This window comes from Arthrobacter ruber, from assembly GCF_002954225.1.
GTDB classification, from domain to species: Bacteria; Actinomycetota; Actinomycetes; order Actinomycetales; family Micrococcaceae; genus Arthrobacter_D; species Arthrobacter_D ruber.
In genome coordinates this window covers 163,434-186,448 of sequence record NZ_PPTH01000012.1, presented here as the reverse complement: position 1 = coordinate 186,448, position 23,015 = coordinate 163,434, and the positions used below count along the sequence as shown (strand labels likewise).

The 23,015-nt window shown below is 63.9% G+C and carries 26 protein-coding genes and 1 pseudogene; 12 read left to right on the top strand and 15 right to left on the bottom strand.

Annotation, left to right across the window (positions count from 1 at the left end; genetic code table 11):
• Positions 1-55: 55 nt before the first annotated feature.
• Positions 56-1,768, bottom strand: a complete 1,713-nt coding sequence (locus CI785_RS03730; RefSeq protein WP_157940150.1) for a hypothetical protein — start codon at positions 1,766-1,768, stop codon at positions 56-58.
• Between the two features lie 265 nt (positions 1,769-2,033).
• Between CI785_RS03730 and CI785_RS03725 the strand changes: the two genes are divergently transcribed.
• The gene (locus tag CI785_RS03725) at positions 2,034-2,330 is read left to right on the top strand and encodes a hypothetical protein (protein ID WP_105030755.1); all 297 of its coding nucleotides are present in this window, start codon (positions 2,034-2,036) and stop codon (positions 2,328-2,330) included.
• Between the two features lie 211 nt (positions 2,331-2,541).
• On the top strand, positions 2,542-3,102 hold the full coding sequence (locus tag CI785_RS03720; RefSeq protein ID WP_205753554.1) for a MerR family transcriptional regulator: 561 nt from the start codon (positions 2,542-2,544) through the stop codon (positions 3,100-3,102).
• Here CI785_RS03720 and CI785_RS03715 read toward each other — a convergent pair.
• Positions 3,013-3,735, bottom strand: a complete 723-nt coding sequence (locus tag CI785_RS03715; protein WP_105030754.1) for an AAA family ATPase — start codon at positions 3,733-3,735, stop codon at positions 3,013-3,015. The genes CI785_RS03720 and CI785_RS03715 overlap by 90 nt on opposite strands.
• A 1,142-nt stretch (positions 3,736-4,877) precedes the next feature.
• Here CI785_RS03715 and CI785_RS03710 point away from each other — a divergent pair.
• From CI785_RS03710 to CI785_RS03700, 4 genes are all read left to right on the top strand, one after another.
• Positions 4,878-5,267 carry a hypothetical protein gene (locus CI785_RS03710; RefSeq protein WP_157940149.1) on the top strand — a complete coding sequence of 130 codons (390 nt, stop codon included), beginning with the start codon at positions 4,878-4,880 and terminating at the stop codon, positions 5,265-5,267.
• Positions 5,268-5,282: 15 nt separating this feature from the next.
• Positions 5,283-5,459: a hypothetical protein gene (locus CI785_RS16970; protein ID WP_157940148.1), complete on the top strand. Its 177-nt coding sequence runs from the start codon at positions 5,283-5,285 to the stop codon at positions 5,457-5,459.
• 52 nt (positions 5,460-5,511) lie between these two features.
• Positions 5,512-5,967, top strand: a complete 456-nt coding sequence (locus CI785_RS03705) for a hypothetical protein (protein WP_105030752.1) — start codon at positions 5,512-5,514, stop codon at positions 5,965-5,967.
• A gap of 158 nt (positions 5,968-6,125) precedes the next feature.
• Complete coding sequence (locus tag CI785_RS03700; RefSeq protein WP_157940147.1) at positions 6,126-6,788, top strand: dihydrofolate reductase family protein; 663 nt, start codon at positions 6,126-6,128, stop codon at positions 6,786-6,788.
• Between the two features lie 214 nt (positions 6,789-7,002).
• Here CI785_RS03700 and CI785_RS03695 read toward each other — a convergent pair whose 3' ends face one another.
• Both CI785_RS03695 and CI785_RS03690 read right to left on the bottom strand, forming a co-directional pair.
• A complete protein-coding gene (locus CI785_RS03695) occupies positions 7,003-7,560 on the bottom strand; it encodes a hypothetical protein (protein WP_105030750.1) in 558 nt (185 codons plus the stop codon).
• Positions 7,557-8,171, bottom strand: coding sequence for a DUF998 domain-containing protein (locus CI785_RS03690; RefSeq protein WP_157940146.1), 615 nt, complete (start codon positions 8,169-8,171; stop codon positions 7,557-7,559). Before CI785_RS03690 ends, CI785_RS03695 begins: the two co-directional genes overlap by 4 nt.
• A 124-nt stretch (positions 8,172-8,295) precedes the next feature.
• On the opposite strand from CI785_RS03690, the gene CI785_RS03685 reads away from it, so the two are divergent.
• A complete protein-coding gene (locus CI785_RS03685) occupies positions 8,296-8,823 on the top strand; it encodes a TetR/AcrR family transcriptional regulator (RefSeq protein ID WP_170068209.1) in 528 nt (175 codons plus the stop codon).
• Positions 8,824-9,114: 291 nt separating this feature from the next.
• Here the strand turns inward: CI785_RS03685 and CI785_RS03680 are convergent, their stop codons facing one another.
• The 4 genes from CI785_RS03680 to CI785_RS03665 form a co-directional block, all read right to left on the bottom strand.
• The gene (locus tag CI785_RS03680) at positions 9,115-10,590 is read right to left on the bottom strand and encodes a DUF6297 family protein (RefSeq protein ID WP_105030747.1); all 1,476 of its coding nucleotides are present in this window, start codon (positions 10,588-10,590) and stop codon (positions 9,115-9,117) included.
• A gap of 67 nt (positions 10,591-10,657) precedes the next feature.
• On the bottom strand, positions 10,658-11,335 hold the full coding sequence (locus CI785_RS03675) for an ABC transporter ATP-binding protein (RefSeq protein ID WP_105030746.1): 678 nt from the start codon (positions 11,333-11,335) through the stop codon (positions 10,658-10,660).
• Positions 11,336-11,477: 142 nt separating this feature from the next.
• Positions 11,478-12,194, bottom strand: coding sequence for a hypothetical protein (locus CI785_RS03670; RefSeq protein WP_105030745.1), 717 nt, complete (start codon positions 12,192-12,194; stop codon positions 11,478-11,480).
• Complete coding sequence (locus tag CI785_RS03665) at positions 12,191-12,571, bottom strand: PadR family transcriptional regulator (RefSeq protein WP_105030744.1); 381 nt, start codon at positions 12,569-12,571, stop codon at positions 12,191-12,193. The genes CI785_RS03670 and CI785_RS03665 overlap by 4 nt, the downstream gene beginning before the upstream one ends.
• Positions 12,572-12,992: 421 nt before the next feature.
• On the opposite strand from CI785_RS03665, the gene CI785_RS03660 reads away from it, so the two are divergent.
• Positions 12,993-13,550: a P-loop NTPase family protein gene (locus CI785_RS03660; protein ID WP_105030743.1), complete on the top strand. Its 558-nt coding sequence runs from the start codon at positions 12,993-12,995 to the stop codon at positions 13,548-13,550.
• Between the two features lie 88 nt (positions 13,551-13,638).
• Positions 13,639-13,851, top strand: a pseudogene (locus CI785_RS03655) (RidA family protein); the annotation flags it as partial.
• Positions 13,852-13,998: 147 nt separating this feature from the next.
• Here the strand turns inward: CI785_RS03655 and CI785_RS03650 are convergent.
• A complete protein-coding gene (locus CI785_RS03650) occupies positions 13,999-14,478 on the bottom strand; it encodes a hypothetical protein (RefSeq protein ID WP_105030741.1) in 480 nt (159 codons plus the stop codon).
• A 160-nt stretch (positions 14,479-14,638) separates the two neighbouring features.
• Here CI785_RS03650 and glsA point away from each other — a divergent pair, with 160 nt between their 5' ends.
• A complete protein-coding gene (gene glsA, locus CI785_RS03645) occupies positions 14,639-15,607 on the top strand; it encodes a glutaminase A (RefSeq protein WP_105030740.1) in 969 nt (322 codons plus the stop codon).
• A 369-nt stretch (positions 15,608-15,976) separates the two neighbouring features.
• On the opposite strand, the gene CI785_RS03640 is transcribed toward glsA, so the two are convergent.
• Together CI785_RS03640 and CI785_RS03635 are read right to left on the bottom strand one after the other, a co-directional pair.
• Positions 15,977-16,450 (bottom strand): hypothetical protein, encoded by a 474-nt coding sequence (locus tag CI785_RS03640; RefSeq protein ID WP_157940145.1) that lies wholly within the window; start codon positions 16,448-16,450, stop codon positions 15,977-15,979.
• 10 nt (positions 16,451-16,460) lie between these two features.
• Positions 16,461-17,036 carry an RNA polymerase sigma factor gene (locus CI785_RS03635; RefSeq protein WP_240614982.1) on the bottom strand — a complete coding sequence of 192 codons (576 nt, stop codon included), beginning with the start codon at positions 17,034-17,036 and terminating at the stop codon, positions 16,461-16,463.
• Between the two features lie 40 nt (positions 17,037-17,076).
• On the opposite strand from CI785_RS03635, the gene CI785_RS03630 reads away from it, so the two are divergent.
• Both CI785_RS03630 and CI785_RS03625 read left to right on the top strand, forming a co-directional pair.
• Positions 17,077-17,865 carry an RNA polymerase sigma factor gene (locus tag CI785_RS03630; protein WP_240614981.1) on the top strand — a complete coding sequence of 263 codons (789 nt, stop codon included), beginning with the start codon at positions 17,077-17,079 and terminating at the stop codon, positions 17,863-17,865.
• Positions 17,865-18,866, top strand: coding sequence for a hypothetical protein (locus tag CI785_RS03625; RefSeq protein ID WP_105030738.1), 1,002 nt, complete (start codon positions 17,865-17,867; stop codon positions 18,864-18,866). The genes CI785_RS03630 and CI785_RS03625 overlap by 1 nt, the downstream gene beginning before the upstream one ends.
• A 43-nt stretch (positions 18,867-18,909) precedes the next feature.
• Here the strand turns inward: CI785_RS03625 and CI785_RS03620 are convergent, their stop codons facing one another.
• From CI785_RS03620 to CI785_RS03605, 4 genes are read right to left on the bottom strand one after another with little or no spacing between them, the layout of a single operon-like run.
• Positions 18,910-19,443 (bottom strand): GNAT family N-acetyltransferase, encoded by a 534-nt coding sequence (locus CI785_RS03620; RefSeq protein ID WP_105030737.1) that lies wholly within the window; start codon positions 19,441-19,443, stop codon positions 18,910-18,912.
• 48 nt (positions 19,444-19,491) lie between these two features.
• Positions 19,492-21,762, bottom strand: coding sequence for an ABC transporter permease (locus tag CI785_RS03615; protein WP_105030736.1), 2,271 nt, complete (start codon positions 21,760-21,762; stop codon positions 19,492-19,494).
• Positions 21,759-22,466: an ABC transporter ATP-binding protein gene (locus CI785_RS03610; protein WP_105030735.1), complete on the bottom strand. Its 708-nt coding sequence runs from the start codon at positions 22,464-22,466 to the stop codon at positions 21,759-21,761. Before CI785_RS03610 ends, CI785_RS03615 begins: the two co-directional genes overlap by 4 nt.
• Positions 22,463-22,990: a PadR family transcriptional regulator gene (locus CI785_RS03605; RefSeq protein WP_105030734.1), complete on the bottom strand. Its 528-nt coding sequence runs from the start codon at positions 22,988-22,990 to the stop codon at positions 22,463-22,465. The genes CI785_RS03610 and CI785_RS03605 overlap by 4 nt, the downstream gene beginning before the upstream one ends.
• Between the last annotated feature and the right edge of the window lie 25 nt (positions 22,991-23,015).

Below are 23,015 nucleotides of genomic sequence, written 5' to 3'. Positions count from 1 at the left end.
ATCACGGGCTGGAGTAGTCAGCCCTGGCCGGGCTCTGGATGGCCCGCGAAGATCGTTACTGGTAGGTGATGAGCCACGGCTTGGGGTCGATGACTGAGTACGTCTGTTCGGGTGTCAGCATCGGCTGGTCCTCATCGTAGAAGTTCTTCCATGAGGGCCAAGCCCCTGCCGGGGACACGGTTTGCAGCGCCGACCAGGTGTCGAGTTTCTGCTCCGGAGTCCCATGCCCGTCAGCGTGCAGCGTCACAGCTACTTCGGTGCGTGAGAGGTCGAGGGCCGCGCGGTCACTGATCATATCGATGCGGAACTGGTGAATCATGAGGAGCTTCTGGGGTAGGTGCCGGTCCCGCGTCAGGTCGGCAAGCCATGTGGTGGTTGCATTGACCTCCGTGGTGCTGACGGTGCCGATCTGCTGAAGAGGCTGCTGGCCGGGGAGCAACCGCCATTCCGGATCCAGTGCGAGCCCGACGGACGGTCGGGCAAGAAGCTCTTCGTACATCTTGGCCTGGGACAGGAAATCGGACCGCCCCGACTGCAGGTCCAGCACGACGTACACGCCCTGTTCCTCGGCGGCGTCGACCCAGGGCCGAAGGACCTCGATGGACGTCGCGCTCGAATAGTCGCCGTCGAGGCCGGGCTCCGCGCTGGCGACCGTGGCAATCAGGTCAAGGGCGGGAACAACGGGCTCGTCGCTGAACGGCTGGTACTGGGCGGCGAGATCCTTGACGCGGGCGATCGTCTCGTCGATGCCCTGCTCACCCAGCGCTCCGAGGGCAGGGCCGCTGGGGTGCCCGTACAGGGCCACCATCCGACGGCCGGGAAATACTGTCTGGCCACCGCCCGCTAATTGGGGTGCTGTTGCCGCAACACGAACCCGCTGGGCGAAGGTATCCCGGGAGCCGAACGAATCACCGATCGCGAATACCGCATGGCCGGCGTTGGACCGGATGGCATCTATCGCCCTGCTGGTCGATCGTGGGTCCGCGTCGGCGACCATCTGGACATCAGCGCCTGCAGCCCGTGCCGTGGCCAGCGGTGCTACAGCAGAGGAATGAGTCACCAGAATCAGGGCGTCCGTTGCTCGGCCCGCAGGTGTGAAGCGTGGGACCTTCTCTGTCGTGGCGGATTCCACCAGTGCCGAGTGGGCGGGGGCCGTGGGCGTGGGGCGGGCGGTTGCAGCCGGTCCGCCCTGCTGCGGTGCGGGAGCTGCTCCGTGACGGGGTTGCAGGGTGATCAGGCGTGGCTCGCTCGCATCAAGCTCACTCACTGCGGCAGCGACGTCCGTCTCCGGAACAGAAACCGGGGTGACCGACAGGTTCAGGACGGCGGCGAAATCGGTCTCCCCGGTAGGACCGATGACGAGGGCTCGCTGCCCGGCCAGGGCAGTCCAGTCCGCCGTCGCATCACCATACCCGACGACCGTCTCAGCCTTGAGGCGGTCGAGTTCAGCCATAGCCTCTGAGGCATCTGACCCTCCCGGCCCTACGACCAGCAGGGGAACGCGCAGACCTACCGCAGCACTGACAGCCGTTATGAGAGCGGCGTCCGCGACATCAGGAACAGTCTCCGCCTGACGGACGAACACCACGACGGCAGGACTGGTGTCGAACAGCGCGCGGCTCATCTCGAGGGAGGTCTGCCCGCCGGTGCCCGCCAGAACCTCGCGCGTGCCGGCCGCGGGGGCCGCAAGCACCACCGAGGGATCGGCGTCCGCCGCCGATTCACTGACGGTCGGCATGGGTGACTGACCCGATGTGCAACCGGTCATGACAAGGACTATCGCCACAGCAAGGGGAACACTGCTACGTGGAATACGGCGGAAGATCGGATCCTGCTTTCATCAAGGGCTCCCACGACTCTAACCCGGCCCCTTCGGCCGACTCGTGGCAGGCACACGACGACGGCGCCGCTACCCTCGAGCCCGTCCGTTGCAGGGTGGAGCTGCGGGCACTGACAAAGCGAACTGGCCCTTCCCTGTGAAGTGGTGTCCTGGCTGCAGCACCTTCAGCTCTGAGGCCCAATAGACTTGAGGTATGCACCATCCCTCGCCGGCTGTCAGGCATGGCGGAAGTCTTGTGCTTTTCGTAGTGGTGGCCGCCTGCGCTGCTGTGGCGCAGCTTGGGGTCGGATATCTCTCCCTGATCAGCGGCCTTGCCGCCCCGCCCTGGGCTGTAGCTTTGTTTCTTGGGTGGTGGGCGGTCATGACCTACATCGGCGTCAGGTTGATGCTGCATCGCTCCTACTGGGTCCTTCTTGTGCCCGCGGTGTCGCTCGCCACGTTGTTCAGTGCGATGGTGACCGGCGGTGCAGTCCTCGGCTGGAGGGCCTGACCACCATTTGGAAGAAGCCCGCCCCGAAGACTGAAGAGCCCCGGCAGAGGATCCTTCAGCGGGACGGGCCCAAGAATGACCGGTCGATCACAGGAAGGTTCTGGTCCGATACTCCTGATACTGCGAGCGTCGCCAGTGTCGACGGAGGCCCTCCCACTCGCGTGGACGTGCTTCGTGAGGCTCCAGTTCTGATAGCCGTCTGCTGGCACGGATGCCGGGCGCAGTACTCGGAGGTGCACCTTCCGTAGCGTTACGTGGTCCGGTGGACTTGCACCCGCCCTCCGGAGGAAGGCCCGCTCATGTCGTCGTCCTTCATTCCGCCGCGTCGGTCAGCATCGGTGATGCGGCTTCGCTCGTCGGCATTACACCGCGCGCGATCCGTCGCCACCACGAGATCGGCTTGCTTCCCGAGCCCGAGCGAGGCAGCGATGATCGCCGCCGCTGCGGTTCTGACGAGATGATCCGGTTGCTGTGGATCCGCACGATGACCGACGCCGGGATCGCCTTGGACGACACCCGTGACGCCTCCGCTGCCACGGCCGGTGCCGGTACCGGTGCTTGCAGCGACAACGATGTCACGGGCGTTCTCGGACGGTTGGCAACAGCCTTCGTAGGCCGGGAAGCAGGATTGCAGCGGCAGCGCACTGCCGTGCAGCGTATGCGTACCCGGGGCAGCGTTCAGCTAGAGGTGCTTGAGGTAGCGCTCGGGCGAGGTGAGGAAGGCCTGCCAGCTTGTGACGAGGTCGAGATCTTCCCACTGTCGATCACGTAGGCCCCAGCTGCCGACTTCGAAGATCTGCGCATTCGGCATGGCAGCCAGGAGCGGTGAGTGCGTCGAGAGGATCACTTGAGACTTCCCCGACGCGACGAGTTCTTTCAGTACGCCGAGCAACGCCAGGCAACCCGAGAAGGACAGCGCTGATTCCGGCTCGTCGAGGATCCAAAGACCCGATCCACGAAACCGATCGACCACGAGCTCGAGGAACGATTCACCGTGAGACATCTCGTGGAAGGAAACGTCCGGCCCGCTCGTGCTGGGGTTCGACTCGAGGTAGGTGTAGAAGCCGTGCATTGTCTCGGCGCGCAGGAAGTACCCACGTCGGGTGGTGCCGGCGTTTCGGACCAGCTGGAGGTGATCAGCGAGTACCGATTCTGTTGTACGCGTCCTGTGTTGCGCTCCGGTCGAGCCTCCCTCGGGGGACAGCCCGTAGGCCAACGCGATCGCCTCGATGATGGTGGACTTACCGGACCCGTTCTCACCCACCAGGACGGTAGCCGGGCCGAGATCCAGTCCGCTATCGAGGATCGTAGCGACGGGTGCCAAGGTCGCCGGCCAGATCCGTCGATCAAGGGCGTTGGAGGGATGCTCGGTCAGTCTCCGGATCGGGAATCGTTCGAAGGCCATGCGGCCAGTGTGCCAGCCACGAAGCAGGACATGGCGTAACCCTGACATGCAGCGGTGTAGCGCACGGCGCGGGCCCGACGCGGCAAGAACCCAAGGACCGTAGCACGAGCGGACGCACTGCTCATCGGGGTCCAGCGCGGTGGTATTCCCGGCTGAGTAGACCGACGAATGTCCCGCTGGCGTAGGCCAGAAGAGAATTCTCGAGCTCACCCTGCCCATCGGTTGCGGTGAGGATGATCGCACACCAGGCTATGGCGGCGATGAGCCAGATCAGGCGGCGCCTCGTTACCTGATCATCTCGTCTGCTGACATCGGTGTAGAACCCCACCGCACAGCCGACGAGAAGCGAAGCAACGGTCACGAGAACCCCCATGGGACAGGCGCTGGCAGGCCTTTGTGCATCGACCCTACGAGGCGATGCAGAGACATCGTCACCGAGCGCATCAGCCACAGCAGAGCAGACGATCCGATGCCGTCCGGAACAGGTATCGAAGGCACAAGGTGTAGAGCTCGGTTGATCCTATCGATGGGGATCTCCGCCTGCCAGACCCTTCACAACCTGGGTGCCGAAGCTCTTCGCTGCGATCACCGTGCTGGGAACTACTGATTCGGCCTGTGGCCGCGAGGTCGATCGCGTCAAGGCCTACCGCATAGCTGAAGCCAACTACTCCCGCTTTTGGACCTGTGCCGCCGCAGTGGAGCACGAGTCGACCCTTCAAGACGGGTTCAGCGTGAACTAGATGGACTTCGCTGGCCAAGACGCGTCGTCGAACGATCAGCTGTTCGCCGCGCAGGTGCCAACCGGCAAATGGAACGACGACGAGGGTGATCACCCGGTTCGGTGAGCGCCCGCTACAGCTGGCGCTGCCCTGGCATGTCCGGAGTGCTCCGTGATCAGAGCGGGACTAGGCTCTGATCACCGAGCGACTGACAGCGAACATGGGGGTTGCAATGGCTCTTGGTGGACCGGAAGTTTTCATCGTCCTGCTGGTATGGCTTGTCGTAATAGCTGCTATGGGTCTTGTGCTGTACCTGATCATCCGGCTGGGTGTGAAGCACGGCATGCGGTCCTATTACGCCGGCGCTTCGCGGACTCCTGGCCCCGATCCGCAGTCCGGGTCCCGATGATCGACTACCCGAGCATGATCACCAGGCACACCGCAGCTGTGGCTGGTGTCATCGGATGTTCAGCTCTTCTGCTGGCCGGCTGCGCCAGTGCTCCGTCCTTCTCCGAGGATGAGAAGCAGCAGATGAGGGACAGCGCAAGCGGATACCAGCAGGCGGTCCTGGAAGACCTGGTCGTGACCGAGGCCGAGTATCGCGACGCAGTTGATGCGACACGCGGCTGCCTCCAGGACAAAGGCTTCGGCGTCGGACCACTTGTTGAACAGAACGGCAACCAGCTCGGCTTCCAGTCCTCCTACAGTGGCGATGGACCGCCTTCCGATCAGATCATGCAGGCCTGCGACGACGAGTTCATGACCGAGATCGGCCCGATCTGGGTGTCGCAGCGCATGCCGTTGACCAGCTGACGCCACGACACTTCAGTGACCAGAACCGAACGAATCATCGTCGCGCCGGCGTTCGCCGGTGCCTTGGTGAACCTCCTCTTCCGGGGCATGGGCCTGCTTTCCTACGTCTGCCTGGTCGTCGTTCTCGTTGTCGGCGGCAGCTCCACCCTGCGCTGTTCCATGCAGCGGCAGTCGGCTTGTGATAGCACGTGATCATCCGCCGGTTGGGCGGAAGACGTGAACCGGCAACGATCTGGAGTGAAGGATGCGCCTGACACGCAGCCGTGACTGGTCTCCCCTTGAACAAGGGGCCGCCGTCGTCCTGATTGCGCTCCTGTCCGCAGGGCTCTGGTTCGGGTGGTTCGGCTGGGATACCGAGTACCAGTCCGATCCGGACACCGGCAGGATGACCGGCCCGTACGAGATATGGCAGGGCGTGGCTGCCCTGCTGTGCGGCATCGTGGTAGTGGGACTTGCCTATCGCCTTCTGCACTTCTTTGTTGCCGTGGTGGTACTTTCGGCCTCTTTCACGCTCGCCTGGATCAGCACGGCTTCTGCAATGGATGCAAGCGGCCTCTGGGCGGTAGGGGCAGTACTTCTCGCCTTCGGCGCGACCTTCGGCTCAGCCGCCATGCTCGGTATGGCTGCAGCAGTCGAGACCATCGGCAAAAGAGAGAAGAATCGCGGGCAGCCTCACGAAAGCCTCTTCCCAAGGCCATGAAGACTCTGGTCTTCCCACGACGGTGAAGGTGCACGGTGGTGTGACGTACACGATGGTCAAGCGTTCAGAGCCTGATACTGGGCCGCGTTCCTACTATTGGCTGGGTGACAACGGCCAGGAGATCGAGCTCTCCGAGAAAGATGCCGGATTCGCCGATCGTGATCAGCAACCTGATGCTGACGGGGGAGGAGCAGATGCCGACCTGCAGGGCGCGCGTGGAGGGGTTGTATGCTCACGGCATGAGCAGACTCGTGGTGTCGGTCCTCACATCGCTCGACGGCTACTTCCAAGGCCCTGGCGGTGATCTGACAGTGATGCCCTTCGAGGACGCGTTCAACACACATAATCTCGAGCTGCTGAGTACTGCGGGCACCCTCGTGTACGGGCGTACGTGGTACTTGGAGAACTGGGATTTCTGGTCGAAGGTTGCGGCAGATTCGTCTGCGGACGAGCGCGAACACGGCATTGCGCGCTTCGTCACCACGCTGCCCTCGATTCTCATCAGCGACTCCATGGTGCCGGATCCGGACGCTCCATGGGCGCGGACTACCCGGATCGTCCCCAGAACCGCGGCGCCGGCAGAGCTCACCCGACTCAAGGAAAAAGGCGATGGCGACGTGCTGATGTTCGGCAGTGCAACGACGTGGAATCCACTGCTCGAGCTAGGGCTGGTCGACGAGCTGATCGTTCTAGTCGGCGCCGCTCTACTCGGAACGGGAAACAAGCTTTATGCGGGCTCCCGTGCCGGCCTACGGTTGGTCGACGCAACCATTCTGCCGGGGTCGGAGCTCGTGAAGCTCCGCTACCTTACTACCGGCTAGTGGTCCTCCCTTTCGTCACGTCGTTCGGTTCTCGCTCACAGCTGCGTGCCGATGAGGGTGAACCATCGCGCGGCTCCATCCGACGAGCGTGGCAGCACTGCGAGAACAGGCACGTGCAGCGATTGTTCTTCGCCACGGGGCGTATGGTTACTGTTCGCCCGCCTAGGATCACCATCGATGAAAAGGCCTCAGGTATCCCGATGGCCGGGTCATGTCAGCCTGAAGTGGTCGTACGACCGGATCGTAGGGCCGCTTTGCGCGGCCAGATGGTGTAGCTGAGCGCCCATATGACCTCGATCGCGATGGCGATCCCGAGTAGGTGAATCCATCCGGAGAGTGCGGCCGTGCGGTCGGAGTCGTCCACGGACCATGTGATGAGCGCAATGATTCCCGCTGCGATGAGAGCTGCACCCAGGGTCCTCCCGACGTCACTCCAGCAGCGCCGGGTGTACTGCCACCCGGTCAGTCTCTGCGGAGCCGGCCCGCCTGCGAATCGATGGGCGAAACGGATGTCCGCCCAGCTGATCATCCGGTGCCCATACGCCAGGGAGAATCCGATGTAGATAGCCGCCAGTCCGTGGTGCCAGGACGCGGTCGCCCCGGAGGCCAGATGCATCGTGACCGTTACCAGAAGCACGACGTCGATCAGTGGAGCGCACAGGAGCAGCAGCGCGCTGACGGTCTTCAGCTGGAAGACATACCGGGCGACCAGCCCGGCGACGATGGCAATCCAGAACCCGACCTCGCAGGCGATGATGAGGCTTAGGATCACGCCTTCCTCCTGGTTGATGCGAGGAGGATGAAGCCAACCGCCGCACCCCAGAGGGTGAGAGTGTCAAAGGCGATCCGTTCCGTGAATCCCACGCCGAGCATCAGTGCGGGGCCGCCGCTGATCGCGTCGACGAACAGGGCGAATCCGATGATGGAAACGAGAACGCTCATGCCCGTCAGCAGGGCTGCTCGTCCAACATCAGTGTTCCTGCGCAGCGCGAAGACAAGGAGGATCATGCCGATCCATTGCATGGCCGCCTGAGCGAGGGCCGCCGTGTCATGAGCCTCCGGGTGAACGTCCCAGGGCAGAAACCCGACCAGCATTACCAGCAGGCCGCCGCTTGCGAGGAAGGCCATCGCAACCTTGCCTGTCCGCGCTCGCGGCCAGGCCGACCACAGCAGGACAGCGCCGAGTGCGAGGCACGCGCCGTTCACGATCGTCGAACCGTTGGCCAGGACGTGCCCCGGTGAGCAGATGTAGCGCTCCACCCGCGTACCGGCGTCGAACGTCCCGCATTCCGTCACACCGAGGTCGCTGATGAAGTTCGAACCCCAGGAGTAACCCTGAGGCCAGAGCATCGCTGCAAGGGCCTGCGCGGGAAGGGTCAGCATGCCGAGGATCCACAGCGTGGCACCCCATTGAAGTCGCGTCATGGCGCAACCATACAATACGATTGTATTGTTCAGATGGCGGTAGCCTCGGAGAATGACTAGTCCTGCCACTGAGCGGATCCTGATGGCGGTACAGGACATCCTCGTGTCGGACGGGATCGAGGACGTGACTATCCGCAACGTCGCGAAGGCTGCCGGCGTCTCCCTCGGCGCGGTTCAGCATCACTACCGGACCAAGGATGACCTGCTCATGGCGGCCATGGACAGGGTCAGCGGACAATTCATGGAGCGAGTGATGTCCGTGACCACACCGACCGCGACGCCGACCGCGAATCTCGCAGCTGTGTGTCACATCCTTGGTGGAGTCGACGACGAATCCAGGACGGCTTCCGTGGTCTGGTTGGCGTTCGCATCCAAGGCGGCAACCAGCGAGCTGATCGGCCGAGCACATCAGGAATCCTGGCGTCTCCTGGAAGGCGGGCTCACGGAGTTGCTGCGGCAGGTCGACCCGGTTCTCGGGAGCGACGACGCGGCTACGCTCATGGCACTGCTCGACGGGATTGCGATCGCGCGGGCGACCGAGGCCGAGCGCATGACGCGGGAGCGAGCCCATCGCATCATCAGTGCCCTCCTCGAACACTTCGAGCCCTAGGCGGGTACTGCAAGGGTGCACCCGAACGCCTCAGCGCCGATCCGCTCAGGTGGCCTTCGTCTGGAGTCCTTCTTCGGCTTGTGCGATAGAAGCGTTCGAGGGTTCAGAGGTCACGCAGTGTCGCCCCGACGCAGTACGTCTGTAAATCCCTTACCGGACGTCGGCGTTCGGGCACCAGAAGAAGACCCGGTCTGATACTGAGCCGTCATCGATTTCCTGGTGCGGAGAACACATTGCAGCCGTTCCGTCAGCGTCACCCTACTCCCCGGGGTCGGCGCGGAAGCGGATCCCTCATCGTGCGGATGGGGTCGAGGCCTGGACGGTGATGGCGGTGATGCTCGCGGTGATCTGAGCGAGAAGCAGCCAGGGGTGGACGGTATCCAGGTACAGCGTGAGGAGGAGCGGGGCCATCGAGAGGACGGTCATGTCTGTCCCGCGTAGAAGCGAGGACACCTGATCTCGCGGTACGGAGCCAAAGGGTGTTTCCACCGGTGGTGTGGTCCAGTCCGTAGCGGGGCGTGTTGCCGCGCGAGCGGCCCCGGCTCCCATGCCGAGACCGGCGAGGACGCCTAGGAGCACGAGAAAAGGAGTGCCAGCACCGAGTACTACCAGTGTTCCGGTCAGGGCGCCCATCCATGCTGCCATAGCTGATGCGGGCATGATCATCCGGCTGCACCGCACGAGGACCGGGCTGACGGGTAGGAGCGCGTCGAGCTCGGGGATGACGGCTGTCCGTCGGGCGATAGTTCCCGTCCCTGCCGTCACGAGACAGCCGGCGATGAGGGTCACGGTCAGTTGAAGGAACACGGGAAGGGCTGGGGTGATGAGGGTGATGCTGACGCATAATCCCAGCCATACCAGGGCGGCGGTGGGCGGGGGTTGCAGGCGCAGGAACGCCACGACGTCGGCGCGAATCACGGCTGTGAGAGGCCGGCGGGTGGGTCGTCCGTAATAGCGTGAGCCGCGGCGGCTGACGCGCGTGGAGGGTGCGGCCACCAATGAGCGGCGCAGTTCGTTCATGTCGATGAAGAAGATGGATGCCGCGGCGTGGCCCGAGACGGCACCCCCACGCTGCAACTCCACACCGCGCACGTCGCCGACGCGGGGGACCACGTAGGCGAGGAGCACCGCAGCCAGGCTGAGGACCAGGATGAGCGGCCACATCGAAAAGCCCAGGAACGGCAGGACAGCCACGGGAATGAGCCCGAGAAGGATCGTAGCGCGGAGTGCACCGGCCGCAGATGTCAGTTGCAAGGCCGCGGCTCCGATAACAGCCACGATAGAGGCGCCACCGAAGATCACTGCCGAGTTCGCATGATCCCAAGGTGACCGGTCGAGCGCGGTCAGGAGACTGAACGGCACGTAGGCGACCGATGCGACGGCGCCGACGGCGACCAGGCGTCGGAGAAACGACGGGAGGACCATGGGCCGGCGGTCGACCGGTAGCGGTAGCCACCAGGCTCCTTCGGCCTGGCCGACGGTGACAGGTCCTAGCCGGCGGGCCAGTACAACGACCCCGACCAATGCCAGATAGGTCAGAAGCATCCATACGATACCGGCGGGCACGACCTGCCAGTGTGCGGCCACCAGGGTCGTCCCGCCGATGTTTCTCGCCGCGATCTCGCCACGGAGTGCCACGACGAGGGACGCCACAATCATCACCACACAGGCACCTGCCAGCGCGTTCGAGTACAGGTCGACGAAGAGATCGCGGGTTGATGAACGCGCCCTGTTGTACTGCCGGGCCGCGCGCCTGGTGAAGCTCACAACATTCCGGGCCAGGCGCACCGAATCAGCCTCGGGCGTCGCCAGTCCTGCAGTTGCCCTCCAGGGTTCAGGCACCTGCAATGATCTGCGCTCCCCGCTCTGTACTCACGGGTTTGACGGTCTCGTCGATGACCAGGCACGCCGTCGCCGTCTGAACCAGCAGCCGGGGATCATGGGTGACCAGGACGACTGTGGTCCCGGCATCAGCGCATCCCTGGATCCGTCGGGACAGCGCATCGCGCATCACCGGATCCAGACGCTGCTCGGGCTCATCGAGGAACAACAGTGACGACGGACGGATGAAACCCGCGGCCAGAAGCAGGCGCCGGCGTTGCCCGGAAGACAGTGCGTCAGGGACCGCGTGAGCTCTGTCCGCGATGCCGAAGAACTTCAGCTCAGCATCGACGGCTTCCTCAGGAGAACTCACCGAGTGACCCCGTGCCACCAGGAGCAGGTGCTCCCGTACCGTCAGTGACGGAAAGAACACATCCTCATCGAACACGGCCGCGACCTGTCGGCGGAACTCCACGGCGTCGGGCATCACCGGTAGACCATGAACCCGCACGTCCCCTGCCAACGGGTCCTGACGCCCCGCCAGGGTCCGGACAACAGTGGACTTACCGGCACCATTGAAACCGACCACCGCGAGAACCTCACCGGAGGCCAGACCGAGGCTTACCTCCCCACAGACAGGAGTGCCGACGTACCCGACCAGCAGACCATCAGCTTCAAGCACATCCCCCATGGCAACCACCCTCCAACTCTAAACGGGACTGGCAAGCGCCCGATCGATCCGGGGGAGGGAGGCACGAGCCCGTCGAGCGGTGATGAGGGGGCTGGCTCCTGCCATGTTTGGATTGCAGCGTCGAGTAGGAAGCCCCCCCGACTCAACGGAGTGCTAGTGCAAGGCCGAGCATGGCGAGGGCGAGTATGGGAAACATCCAGTTCGTGACCTGAACGATGACTCTCGCGCCGGTTCCGGTGCTACTCGCTGCCCCCGAGCTCGGGTCGGTGATGTCATCGTCGTCCGTCGTGGAGGATGACCGAATGGTGTTCCTGACCGAGAGTGCCACCATGACCAGGGCGCTGCCGATGAGCCAGGGCAACGGATCGAGCGCTAGCCATGCTTCGGCCTGGTCGGTCGGGGTGGCGACGCCGGACATGACGCCGGCGAGGGCGCAGATAGCGGTGATCGCTATGCAGACCCAGATTCGTCGGACAATGGCGTCGAGGTAGAGCGGCAGGAAGGCTACGAGCACCACGGGCGTGGCGAGGAGAGCCAGTTGTGCTGGTGAAATCAGGAGTAGTTCAGACCGGGTCGAGGACACGACCGCCTGGTTGAAGAGCAGGAAGGCCAAAAGCCCGAGCAGTGACGGCCAGAGTGCTTTTCGCACCCAGTCGTGTTTCGGCGCGGCGGGAAGCTCGAGCGCAGCAGCGTAGTCGCGGGCGGGACCGAACGCTTCTTCGGCCTGCTGGCCGGTATCGCTGAGGAGTTCCTTCGCGCTTGCGACGGTGTCACCGATGGCGTTTCCGTGGACTTGGCGGAGCCGGAGTTCCATGACGAGTTGGTCGAACCATTTCTTATCGCTGGTCTGCTGGATCATGGGGAGCCCTCCCTGGTAGGTTGGTCGAGGTAGCGGGTAGTGACATCGGTGAAACGCAGCCAGTCGGCGCTGAGGCGTGTCACTTCAGCGCGGCCCTGGTCGGTCAGGGCGAAGTACTTGCGGCCCGGACCGCCGTCGCCGGCCCTCCATTCCGTCGTGACCAGGCCCGCTGCTTCGTATCGGGTGAGAAGCGGATACAGAGTTCCGCCCTTGATCGTGCCGAAGCCGTAGCGCTCAAGTTCGCTGATGATCGCGTAGCCGTAGGAGGGACCAGGGGATAGGGCACGGAGGGCGAGAAACCCCAGGGTGGCCCTGAGCCAGTCGCTTGGCCAGTCCACGCTTGCTGCGTCTCGGGGCGTTGAGGTGGAGACTTCCATGACTAGATTGTGTCTCTAAGTAGTTAGCCTGTAAAGGTCTACTCGGCTGCGCCTGATACCCCAGCTGCCTGCAAGCCGCTCCCGCTGCCGGCAGGAGTTCGACGGGCACGGTGCAGTTCGATGGATGTCATGAAGCGGTCGCTTCGGCCTGAGGTTCGGCATCGCAGCGGCTGTCCTGCTGGTTCCCTGCGTGTTGCTCTCGGCGATACCCATCACGGCCTCGCTGGTCATTCGTCATCGTGAAACAAGTGAAGAGACGCGAGTGAAGGGCAATTCGACCTCCGCCGCTCACTGAACCAACAACTTCTCCTCAGGCCGGCACCTGCCCGATTGACGAGCGGCAGTCGAGACAGCATCGCTGCGGAGGAAGAGGACGCGCAGCATGGGTCTTCTCGCAGAGCAGGCGTCCGATACTTGAGTCATGCAGCGCGCGAAGGTTCATGTGATGGGGGCAAGCGGAAGTGGTACGACGACTCTCGGTAGGGCATTAGCTGACTATTGGTCGGTTCCTCACGCGGACGCCGACGACTACTTCTGGGTGCCCACCGTCCCGCCATACGTGGTGAAGCGTCCGGAGGACGCTCGGCGGGCTCTGATGCGCGACGTTTTCGTTCCGCGGGAGGGGTGGGTCCTGTCCGGGTCAGTAATGGGCTGGGGAGAAAGCATCATCGAAGAATGCGATGCCGTGGTCTTTTTGACGCTGGACCCGCGTGAGAGATTGCGACGCCTTGAAGCCCGCGAGGTCCATCGCCGGGCCGGCGGAGCCTTTGATGAGGCGGCGTGGTCCGACTTCCTGGATTGGGCGAAAGGATATGACGATCCGGCGTTCGACGGCAGAAGCCGGGCACGTCATGAAGCATGGCTCGATCAACTCGATCGACCAGTTCTGCGTCTGAGCAGCGGAATGTCTGTAGCGGAACTCCGCGACGCCGTGCTGAGGTGGGAGCCCCTGCTGCCAGGAAGCTCGGCAGTCCGGTGAACGGTACTCCTCCGTGTCGTGACAGGTGAGAAGCTGAAGCTTCGCAGGCACGAGGGAGAGCAGAGTTTCGATGGCGTCAGCAGTGACCGCTCTCAAGGCAGCTGGAGCCACACTCGAGGACGTCATCAGTACACGCGTGCTCGTGGCATCGACCGATCGAAATGATCTCGTCACTGCCTGGGAGGTTGTCCGCAGAGCGTTCGGTGCACATGACGTCCTGAGCTCTCTGTTGGGTGTGAGAGTCCTTGGATACAAGCATCAACTCGTGGAGATCGAAGCTGTGGCCGCTGTACGCGATTGAAGTACCGCTAACCGTCCGGTTGAACGATCCGCTTCCGAGCCTGATCATGTGTGGTCGGAGTGCCACAGCGCACATGGCCGCTGAAGCCGGCGGATTGCGGCGGCCCTCTGTGCACGCAAAGCAATCGCACCGCTGCGTACCAACACCTCAGCAATCAAGCAGGTAGAGCTCCATCTCACTACGTAGCACGCCCAACACCGCTCGTGAGCCGATCCCTTTGTGGAACCGGGTGAGACCAGCTTCGTCGTGAGCTTGTGGTGAGTTCGCGGGATAGGAAGGCCCGGGCGGTGAGCCCGAAGGCCCAGGCGCCGGCCCAGTACCCTCCTCCGAGTGCGGCGATGAGGGCGAGGAGGCTTCCGGGAGAAGGAACACGCCCACGGCTGGGACGGACGGCCGGAAGTCGAGGACCGCAGCGCCGACGGCTATGTGAAGGGCACCGAAGGCCAGGCCGAGCCGCATGTCGGTGGCGGGGGCGCCGGATTCACCGATATGCATCAGCAACAGCACGCCGATGCTCTGGATGGTTGTTGCGCCGACGACGCGCACCTTTATGTCCTCAGCAGCCGCACTGGTGGGCAACTGCCATTGCGGGGTTCCATTCAATGCTTGCAGCGGAGTCAGCCCCACAGGCCCATCATTCCACCGTGGCGAGAGAGCCATCCTCACAACAACCAACACACGCTAGGGAATGGTCAGCCGGATGGGTCGTGGCAGGCCATATTCCTGCACGCAGCCGATCGCACCCGTTACTGCCTTCATTGAGCACGACCTGTGTCACTGTAGGGGGATGACGCCGGACGCAGCAACCTATGACCTCGAGGATCTGCGGGCGCGGGTCATGCAGAAGAACGGCGGATCGGTGGACGACAGCATTCCCGAACTCGCCGCCGCGGACGCCGACCAATGCGCGCTGGCCCTGGCTTTGCCCGACGGGACTGTGCGTGGCACTAGGCAGGCGGAGTCGCCGTTCAGCGTGCAGTCGGCGGTCAAACCGTTCCTGTTCGCCCTGGCGCTGCTGGACACGGACGGCGAGGCCCTGGATCTCATCGGAATCGAACCGACCGGCGAAGCCTTCGACGCGATCAAGCTCGAGAGCGGCACCGGCCGCCCACCCAACCCGATGGTCAACGCAGGAGCGCTGCTCACGGCATCGCTCATCGATGGCAGCGATGTCGACGAGCGTCACGAGCGGATCCTCCGAGGTCTCTCCGCCTTCGCCGGGCGTCGGCTCGAAGTGGACGAAAGCGTCGCACATAACGAGCACCTCCTCGGTGACCGGAACCACGCGCTTGCACACCTCATGCGGGCGGAAGGAACCCTGCACGTCGGTGCCGACGATGCCGTCGCCGTCTACGCTCGCGCGTGCGCTGTCCTCGTCGACGTGAAGGCACTCGCGGTGATGGGGGCGACCCTCGCCTGCGGCGGGGTCAACCCGGTGACGGAGGAGCGCGTCGTTCCACCGGCCGTGGCTCGCGACGTCGTCTCGGTCATGGCGACCTGCGGTGTGTATGACGGCTCAGGCCGTTGGATGCGTGGAATCGGCATCCCCGCGAAGTCCAGTGTCTCCGGAGCGATCGTGCTCTCCGCCCCTGGGCGGCTCGGTGCCGCGGTCATGAGCCCGCCTCTCGATGAGCAGGGGACGAGTGTGCGCGGGCGAGTCGCCTCCGACCTTCTGAGCGTCGAGCTCGATCTGCACGCCTTCGGTTCGGCGACGGGTGGCGACCGCGGGGGACGCGCGTCCCGCAGCGAGCAGTGACCTCGCCGAGCATCGCCACGCCGGCCCTGGTGGACACCGATCCGTCGTAAGTCGCTCTTCCTCGTTGTTGTCGCGCTGGGCGCGCTCTCCGACACTCTCATACGAACGCTCTGACCGAGGAGGCAAATCGGCAGGAGTCTTGCCTCTGGTTGCACTGACATCGTTCGTGACCTGTTGCGCCGAGTACACCCTGCGCAACGGCGACCCTACGTAGGGGGAAACCGCTGCTGTGTGGTCATCGGTCCGTCAACAACGGGCAATTCCTGCTTGAGATCAGGAGTGGGCGGCGGTACGGAAGCCCCCGTTCGTTGGACTTCCGCACCGCCAGCTGAGGGGGCGTTTCAATGACGCCGGTCTGTTGGAGCTTGATTACTTGTTGGGGAGAACTCGCGGCTGGGTAGGGTCGCATGGGTACCACGCCGGTCCGCAGTCCTCGTCGATGGGTTCTCCCACTATTTCGGCGATGCTTGCCCGGCAGGCTTGAGCGTCCTCGCCTTGGGGGCCACTGTCTTCTGGGCGGAGAAGGAAGTGCACTGTAGGGAAGTCGTTCGGTATGTCGGTGCCGTTGCCGGGGAGGGGTTCCCAGCCGTGGGCGGTCATGCAGTCCGCGAACTGTTCGACGTACAGAGGGTTGGTCATGTACTCGGCTTCGGCGTAGTAACCGAGGCCGTCGCCGATGGCCACGGAAACGCCTCCTACGGACAGGGCCGCCAGAACCGCAGCTGAGATGGATGCTCGTTTGAATGTTCGCCGGCGAGCGACCTGGCGCATCAGCGAGGCCCGAACGGGCGCAAGCTCTTCGCCGATGTGCCGGTTGGTGGGTGGTTCGTAGGTGATAGGCACGGTCTGCTCCTTAGTCGTTGAGGTCGGTTGTGGTACTGGCACGCAGTCTGCGGCGAGCACGTTCGATGCGTTTGCGGGCAGCTGGCTGGCTGATGCCCAAAGAAGTGGCGGCTTCGTCGTAGCTGCGCCCCTCGACGAGGCAGAGTTCGCACAACTTCCGATCGACCTCGGGTAGCGCGGCGATTTCCTCGAGGATCCACGCCAGTTCTTCCACGGCCCGGTCCTGGTCTGTGCGGCGATGCCAGGCTGAGGAGCCGGGTGAGGGGTCGGTGAGCTCGTCAGCATCGGTGCGGCGACGAGCCCTATTGAGGTTGTAAGCGGTGTTCCGGCAACACAGCAGGAGCCAAGGAAGGACAGATTGCTCTGCCATGCGGACGTCTTTGCGGCGGCGCCAGAGGAGCAGGAATGTCTCCTGCACGATGTCGGGCACCTCGTTGCGGGAGTCAGCTAAACCCCAGGCGTAGCGGTAGACCGTTGTTGAGTATTTATCGAACAGGGCAGAGAAAGCTCTGTCATTTCCACGGATCAGTCGGTTAACCAGATCCTCGTCGGTGGTTACCAACGTCTTCGTATCGCGTGTGTTCACTTCACACCTCCACCCAGTAAGTGTCTCGGAGTGAGGAGTTGTGACAGTCAACCTGCAACTAGTTGCTACTGAGGATCGTCGATTGTTCGAAGGGGTCGAAACTTTCTGCTGTGTGGGTGGAACCTTGGGTGGTGATCGGACACTAAGGGGTATGGGTGCACAGATGATCGCCTCGGATGGGATGTTGTGGCGTCAGGTCGTCAATGGTGACGGGGACGCATTCGGGGTGGTGTTCGATCGTCATCACGAGCGGGTGCTGCGCCACGCGTTGCGGCTGCTGAGCATGCACCCGGCCGCGGAGGACATCACGGCGATGGTGTTCTATGAGGCGTGGCGGCGTCGGATGCACGTGCGGATGGTCGATGAATCGATCCTTCCGTGGCTGCTGGTGACAGCGAACAACCTGATCCGCAACCATGTGCGTCAGCAGCGCCGATACCGGCATTTCCTGTCGCAGCTTCCTCCTCCCGCACCGGCGGGTGATGTGGCCGAGGAGGTCAGTGACGCTGATGAACGTCTGGGGGAGCTCGCGTCATTACGTGAGGCGTTCCGCCGGCTGCGGCCTTTGGATCGGGATGTTCTGACTTTGGGCGTGGTGGAGGGCGTGAGTATCAGGGAGGCCGCCAGTGTCCTGGCGGTAGCGGAGGGGACGGTGAAGTCTCGGCTCAGCAGGGCCAAGCAGAGTCTTGGATCGCTCTACGAAGAGGCCGCCCTCTTAGGCAGGCCGGGCCGCTTACCGCCAACACCCGCACCTACCGCGCCGACTACGGCTACCGAAGATGATGATCACACCAGCGCAGGCCAGACGATGAACGGAAGGAGCACCTGATGAGCACAGATCAGTTCCAGGCGGACCGGCGGGAAGCCCTACGCCACCAGCTCGTGTCCCTGCCGACCCTTCAAGGGGCAGACGATCCCACCCGCTACCGCCCTGCACAAACCAGGATCGACCGTCTCCAATCGACACCGCGAACGAGCGATTCCAACCACTCGGCAGGGCAGGGTCAGCCGCGATCGCACTGGGGCCGGACGGCTGTACTGGCAACCGCCGCTGTAGCGGTCGGGGCAGTAGCGCTGGGGCAGATGAGCCTCACCGCTCAGAGCGCGCACGCGGCCGGGGTGCTCCGCGATGTCGTGGCGACGACCGCCGCGTACACGGACCTGCAGCCGGCACCCGGGCAGTACCTGCTTGTCAGTAAGCGCGGGCAGTGGCAGAACAGCAGTGATGCGTCAGATCCCAGTCAGACCTCGACCTACCAGCAGATCATCGGCGTCTATGTTCCGGGGGACGAGTCCGAGGACTGGGTCCTGGAACGTGACTGGGGCATTGCAGCCCCTGTGCCTGGGCAGATCGACGTCGAAAGGGCACCGGACGGGAACTTCTACGGGAACCCGTGGGGATTGCTCAGCGAAGAAGAAATGGATGCGCTACCTCGGGACGGGCGGGCCCTGTTGGACTGGGTGAACTCCCGCTACACCGGCGGTTCCGCGTCTCGCGACGAAGACAACTTCGTGCAAATCACCGATCTCCTCAAGATCGGCCTCGTGCCCGCCGACCTCAGGGCAGGGCTCTACGACGCCCTGGCTCTGATCCCCGGTGTAGACGCCAGCGAACAGGTGAACCTCGACGGAGTTGAAGGCACCGCCATCGGACGCACCGAACCTCTACGCGCCGGCATCCGACAGGAGATCATTATCGACCCAGCTACCGGACTTGTGATTGGAGAACGCACCGTTGCCACCTACGCGGTTTATGGGTTTGGTGCCGACGAAGTAACCGGTCACACCGCCATCAACTACTCCGTCGTGGATGCGGCACCAGAAGACTGATTGAGGTGCGGAACCTGGAAAGCGTATTTCGACAGCCGATCGTTCAGCGGACGGTTGGGATTGCTTCGAGGTTCGGGACTGGATCAGTGCGAAGTCGAGCATGTGTTTCCACATCGAACCGCTCCGCACCGTATTGCAGCTTCTGGCGCTCAAGGCCCTCTACGATGAAGCCAGCCCGCCGGGCTACTGAGCAGGATGCGGGGTTGTTGACGCGGTGACCGAGCTCGAGGCGGAAGAGACCGTCTGTAAATGCCTTAGTGGCCACTGTGGCCAGGGCTCGGGAGGCGTAGCCGTGACCGCGGGCTGCTGACGTGAGCCAGTAGTAAACCCAGGCGGTGCCGTGGGTGCGTTCGATGGCTGATAGCCCGACGTTGCCAGCAACTACATGGTCGATCGTTATGGCCCAGTTGCGTAAAGAGTCCGTGAGCGGGAGTCGTTGGCTGATGAGCTCGCGTGCTTTGTCGACGGTGGAGAGGTTAGCACCGCCGAATTGCGTATGTAGATCCGGGTTCTCCTCGTAAGCGGCCAGTAGGGCGGGAGCATCTTCCGGCGTCCACGGACGCAGCTGAACGGTCATATCCTCATTGTGCCGAACGCGCGATTGTCGATCCCGCAGCGTGCATCGTCAGGCGAAGCGCGTGGTTGTGGGTGTGGTGTTGCGTTGAATGAGTCCGAAGGTCGCTACGACGGCGGCGAGGGCGAGGGTGAGGCTGATGACGAGGGCTATGAAGTAGTCGGTTCCGGGCCAGGTGAGTGTGTAGGAGTCGTCGATACCGGTGATCATGAGCCAGGCTACGAGGAACCCGAGTCCGATGGAGAGCGTGAGGACGGTCAGGAGGGGTACCGCGGCTTCCTGGAGGATGATCCTGCGAAGTGTCGATGTTGGCATGCCCATGAGTCGCATGAGGCCGAGGACTTTCTTCCGGTCGAGGATCGCGGATGCAGTGCCGACGGCGAGGGAGACCCCGGCGATGACGACGGCGATGACCATCCCCAGGTAGGCGAGGACGGCGAGGCCCTGAACGAGGCGCGCAGAGGACTGCAGCTCGAGGTCAGTGGGCGTCGTTCCGGGGGTGCCGGTGATCCCGGAGGTGTTCAGCGCTGTCCGGGCCCGGTCGACGGCCCCCGGTGTGCCGTCGGTGTCGACCATGATCACCACCGGTACGAAGCGATCGAAGGTGGTGGTGGGGGTCGGCAACAGTGGGACCGGGGTCGTGGTCCATGTATCCAGGAAGGACATGTCGAGGGTGACGACATCTGTTGTGGGGATGCTGGTAAAGCCGAGACTTGGAGCGTCTTCGGCCCGAAGGTAGATCTCGCGCTCAGCCCCAATCTCAGTGAAGGCCGCCGCGCCGTACCCGATGGTCGCGTGCCGAATACCGGGGAGTTGCTCCAGGCGGTCCTTCATCGAGGTGGTGTCAGTGGTGGTGGTCCCGGTGCTGATGGTCGAGGTGACGCTGGTGGGCTGGGGTAATCCGGGCGTCGCTGTTGGTGTGGGGCGTGTTTCGATGACGCTGGAGGCGCCGGCGAAGACGGAGACGACGAATACGGCAATGACCAGTCCCGAGACGGAGCGGAATGTGGCCGCGGGCGTTCGTTGGATGCGGGTGAGGGCGATGACCGCAGCGGCACTGTGGGCCCGTCGTGCTCCGATCCTGCTGACGAGCAGTGTCAGCCACGGGCCGGCTGCGATGATACCTACGAGGGTGAAGGCGAACCCGCCAAGGAGTAGTGGTGTCTGCAGCTGGGCTGAGAGGTCGTTGGCTGTGCGGCTGAGTAGTGCGGCGAGAACTAGGGCGGCAAGCCCGCCCAGGAGCGGAAGGAGCCTTCTGGTGCGTGGCAGTGTTTCGGGTGCGGACTGGGTGACGCCCAGGGGGCCGATGCCTGCCCTGCTGGTGCGATACGCGGCTGTGACGGCCGCTGCGGCGACGACGACCGTGACGACGATGAGGCCCGCGACCCACCCGGTGGTCAGGTCGGAGATGAACATGCGGGTGCCATTGACCGGCAGTTGCGCGGCGACCGGCCTGAGCAGGACCGCCAACACCACGCCGGCGACGGCGCCGATGAGGCTTGGGATCGCTGTTTCAGCAGCGGCGATCCGTGCAACGACGCGGGGCGAGGCCCCGATCAGGCGCAGCGTACTGAAGCGTTCGCGCCGCTCGGCGGCACCAAGTCCGGTGACGATACTGATCAGCAGCAGCACGGGGAAGAACACGGCGATCGCACCGATGCTCAGCACCGTTGTGTAGGTGGCGGCGTTACCGCCGTAGGGGTCGGTGGTGAAACCGGTCACTAGGAAGTTGAGCCCACTGTTCCGGATCTCGGCTTCCGGGGCGCCGGTCACGATGACCAGGGAGTCCGGTCCGGGCAGGGCCGAGTCGTCGATGGTGCCGGCAAAGGTGCCGTACCGGTCTCCGAGCTCATCGCGCGGTGTGGAATCGATCAACTGTTGAAGGGCGGGGGAGGCGTAGTACTCGCCCGGTGCAGGCGGTGCCCCGACCCCCGGGATGCTGACGGTTGTCGTGTCGAGGGCGGCGAAGTCCCGGCGGTTGATGAGCTGGTCGCGGAACACTTCCACAGGATTGGAGCGCATTAGGACCGCGTCGGTGGTCAATGGGATCGGCGTCGGAGCCTCCGATGTGGCGGCCGGGTCTGTGTCCGGGTCTATGTCTGGGTCTGCCGCTGCTGATGGTGGTGTGGGGTAGGTCGCTGATGGTGTGCCTGTTTCGCGTAGCCAGGCGCCGCGGTCGTCGCGGGCGTTGAGGCCGTTCGCGCCGCCCCAGAGCAGTAGGAGCATGCATACGCCGACGGCGACGCCGGCAGCTATTCCTGCCAGGCGTCCGTAGGCTGACCTGCTGCCAGTAATGGTGAGTTTGAGCAGGACACTGTTCATGCCGGTATCCGGTAGCCGGCGCTGATGGCTCCGTCGCGGACGATGACTTCCCGGTCCGCGTACGCCGCGGAGCGGGGGTCGTGGGTGACCATCACGACGGTCGTCCCTGCTTCGCGGACGAGTTCGAGCATCAGTGTCAGGACGTTCTCCGACGCGAGTGAATCCAGTGATCCTGTCGGCTCATCGGCGAACAAGACGGTAGGTGCGGTGACCAGGGCGCGTGCAACAGCCACCCGTTGGGCCTGCCCGCCGGAGAGCTCACCGGGCAGCTTCCCGGACATGCTTCCCAGGTCGAGTCGCTCGAGGAGCACGGTCGATCGCCGGAGGGCTTCGGGCCTCTTGATCCCCGCGAGGAGCAGGGGGATGCTCACGTTGTCCAGCGCGTTGAGTTCCGGCAGTAGTTGCCCGAACTGGAACACGAACCCGAAGTCGGTCAGTCGCAGGCGGGAACGTTCCTGCTCATTCAGCCCGCCGACATCGCGAGGAGCCTGGTTGGCCGGTGAGTAGGTGACGGTGCCGCTGTCAGGTGTGAGGACGCCGGCGAGGCAATGCAGGAGGGTGGACTTACCGGAGCCGGAGGGGCCCATGACGGCCAGGACTTCACCGGCTTGCACGTCGAGGTCGATCCCGCGCAGCGCGTCGGTCGGGCCGAAGGAGTGGCGGAGGTCGCGAGCACTGAGGATCGGGGTGTTGGTGGTGTTCATGCGTGCTGCAACTCCTTCTTGAGCTGGGTCAGCCGGGCGGTGGTCAGGTCGATCCACCGCAGATCTGCCTCGATGTGGAACAGCCCGTGGTCGCACATCAGGACCTGCAGCAGCTGCGCGTCCTTCTTTGCCCGGGTCAGCTCACGCATCCGCGCCATGTGCTCTGCGCGCTGCAGATCCAGCAACCGGTCGGCGTCATCCTCGAGGAGCAGAGCGATCACGGTCTTGGCGAACAGATCGCTCTGTAGGGTTTCGGACGGTGTGTCCGGGGTGAACAACCAGGACCTGACCTTGTCCTGCCCCGTGGCGGTGATCTCGTACTTTTTGCGGTCTGGGCCGCCGCCTGTCTCCTCGCCGACCGCACGGATCAGCTCATCCCGGACCATGCGGGCCAGGGTCGCGTAGACCTGCCCGAAGGCCAGGGCCTTCTCGATCCCGAAGTACCGGTCATAGGAATGTTTCAGGTCATAGCCGTAGCTCGGCTCGCGGCCCAGGAGGCCCAGCAGGGTCAGTGAGTTGTTCACAGACCTATCTATACACTCGGTTTAT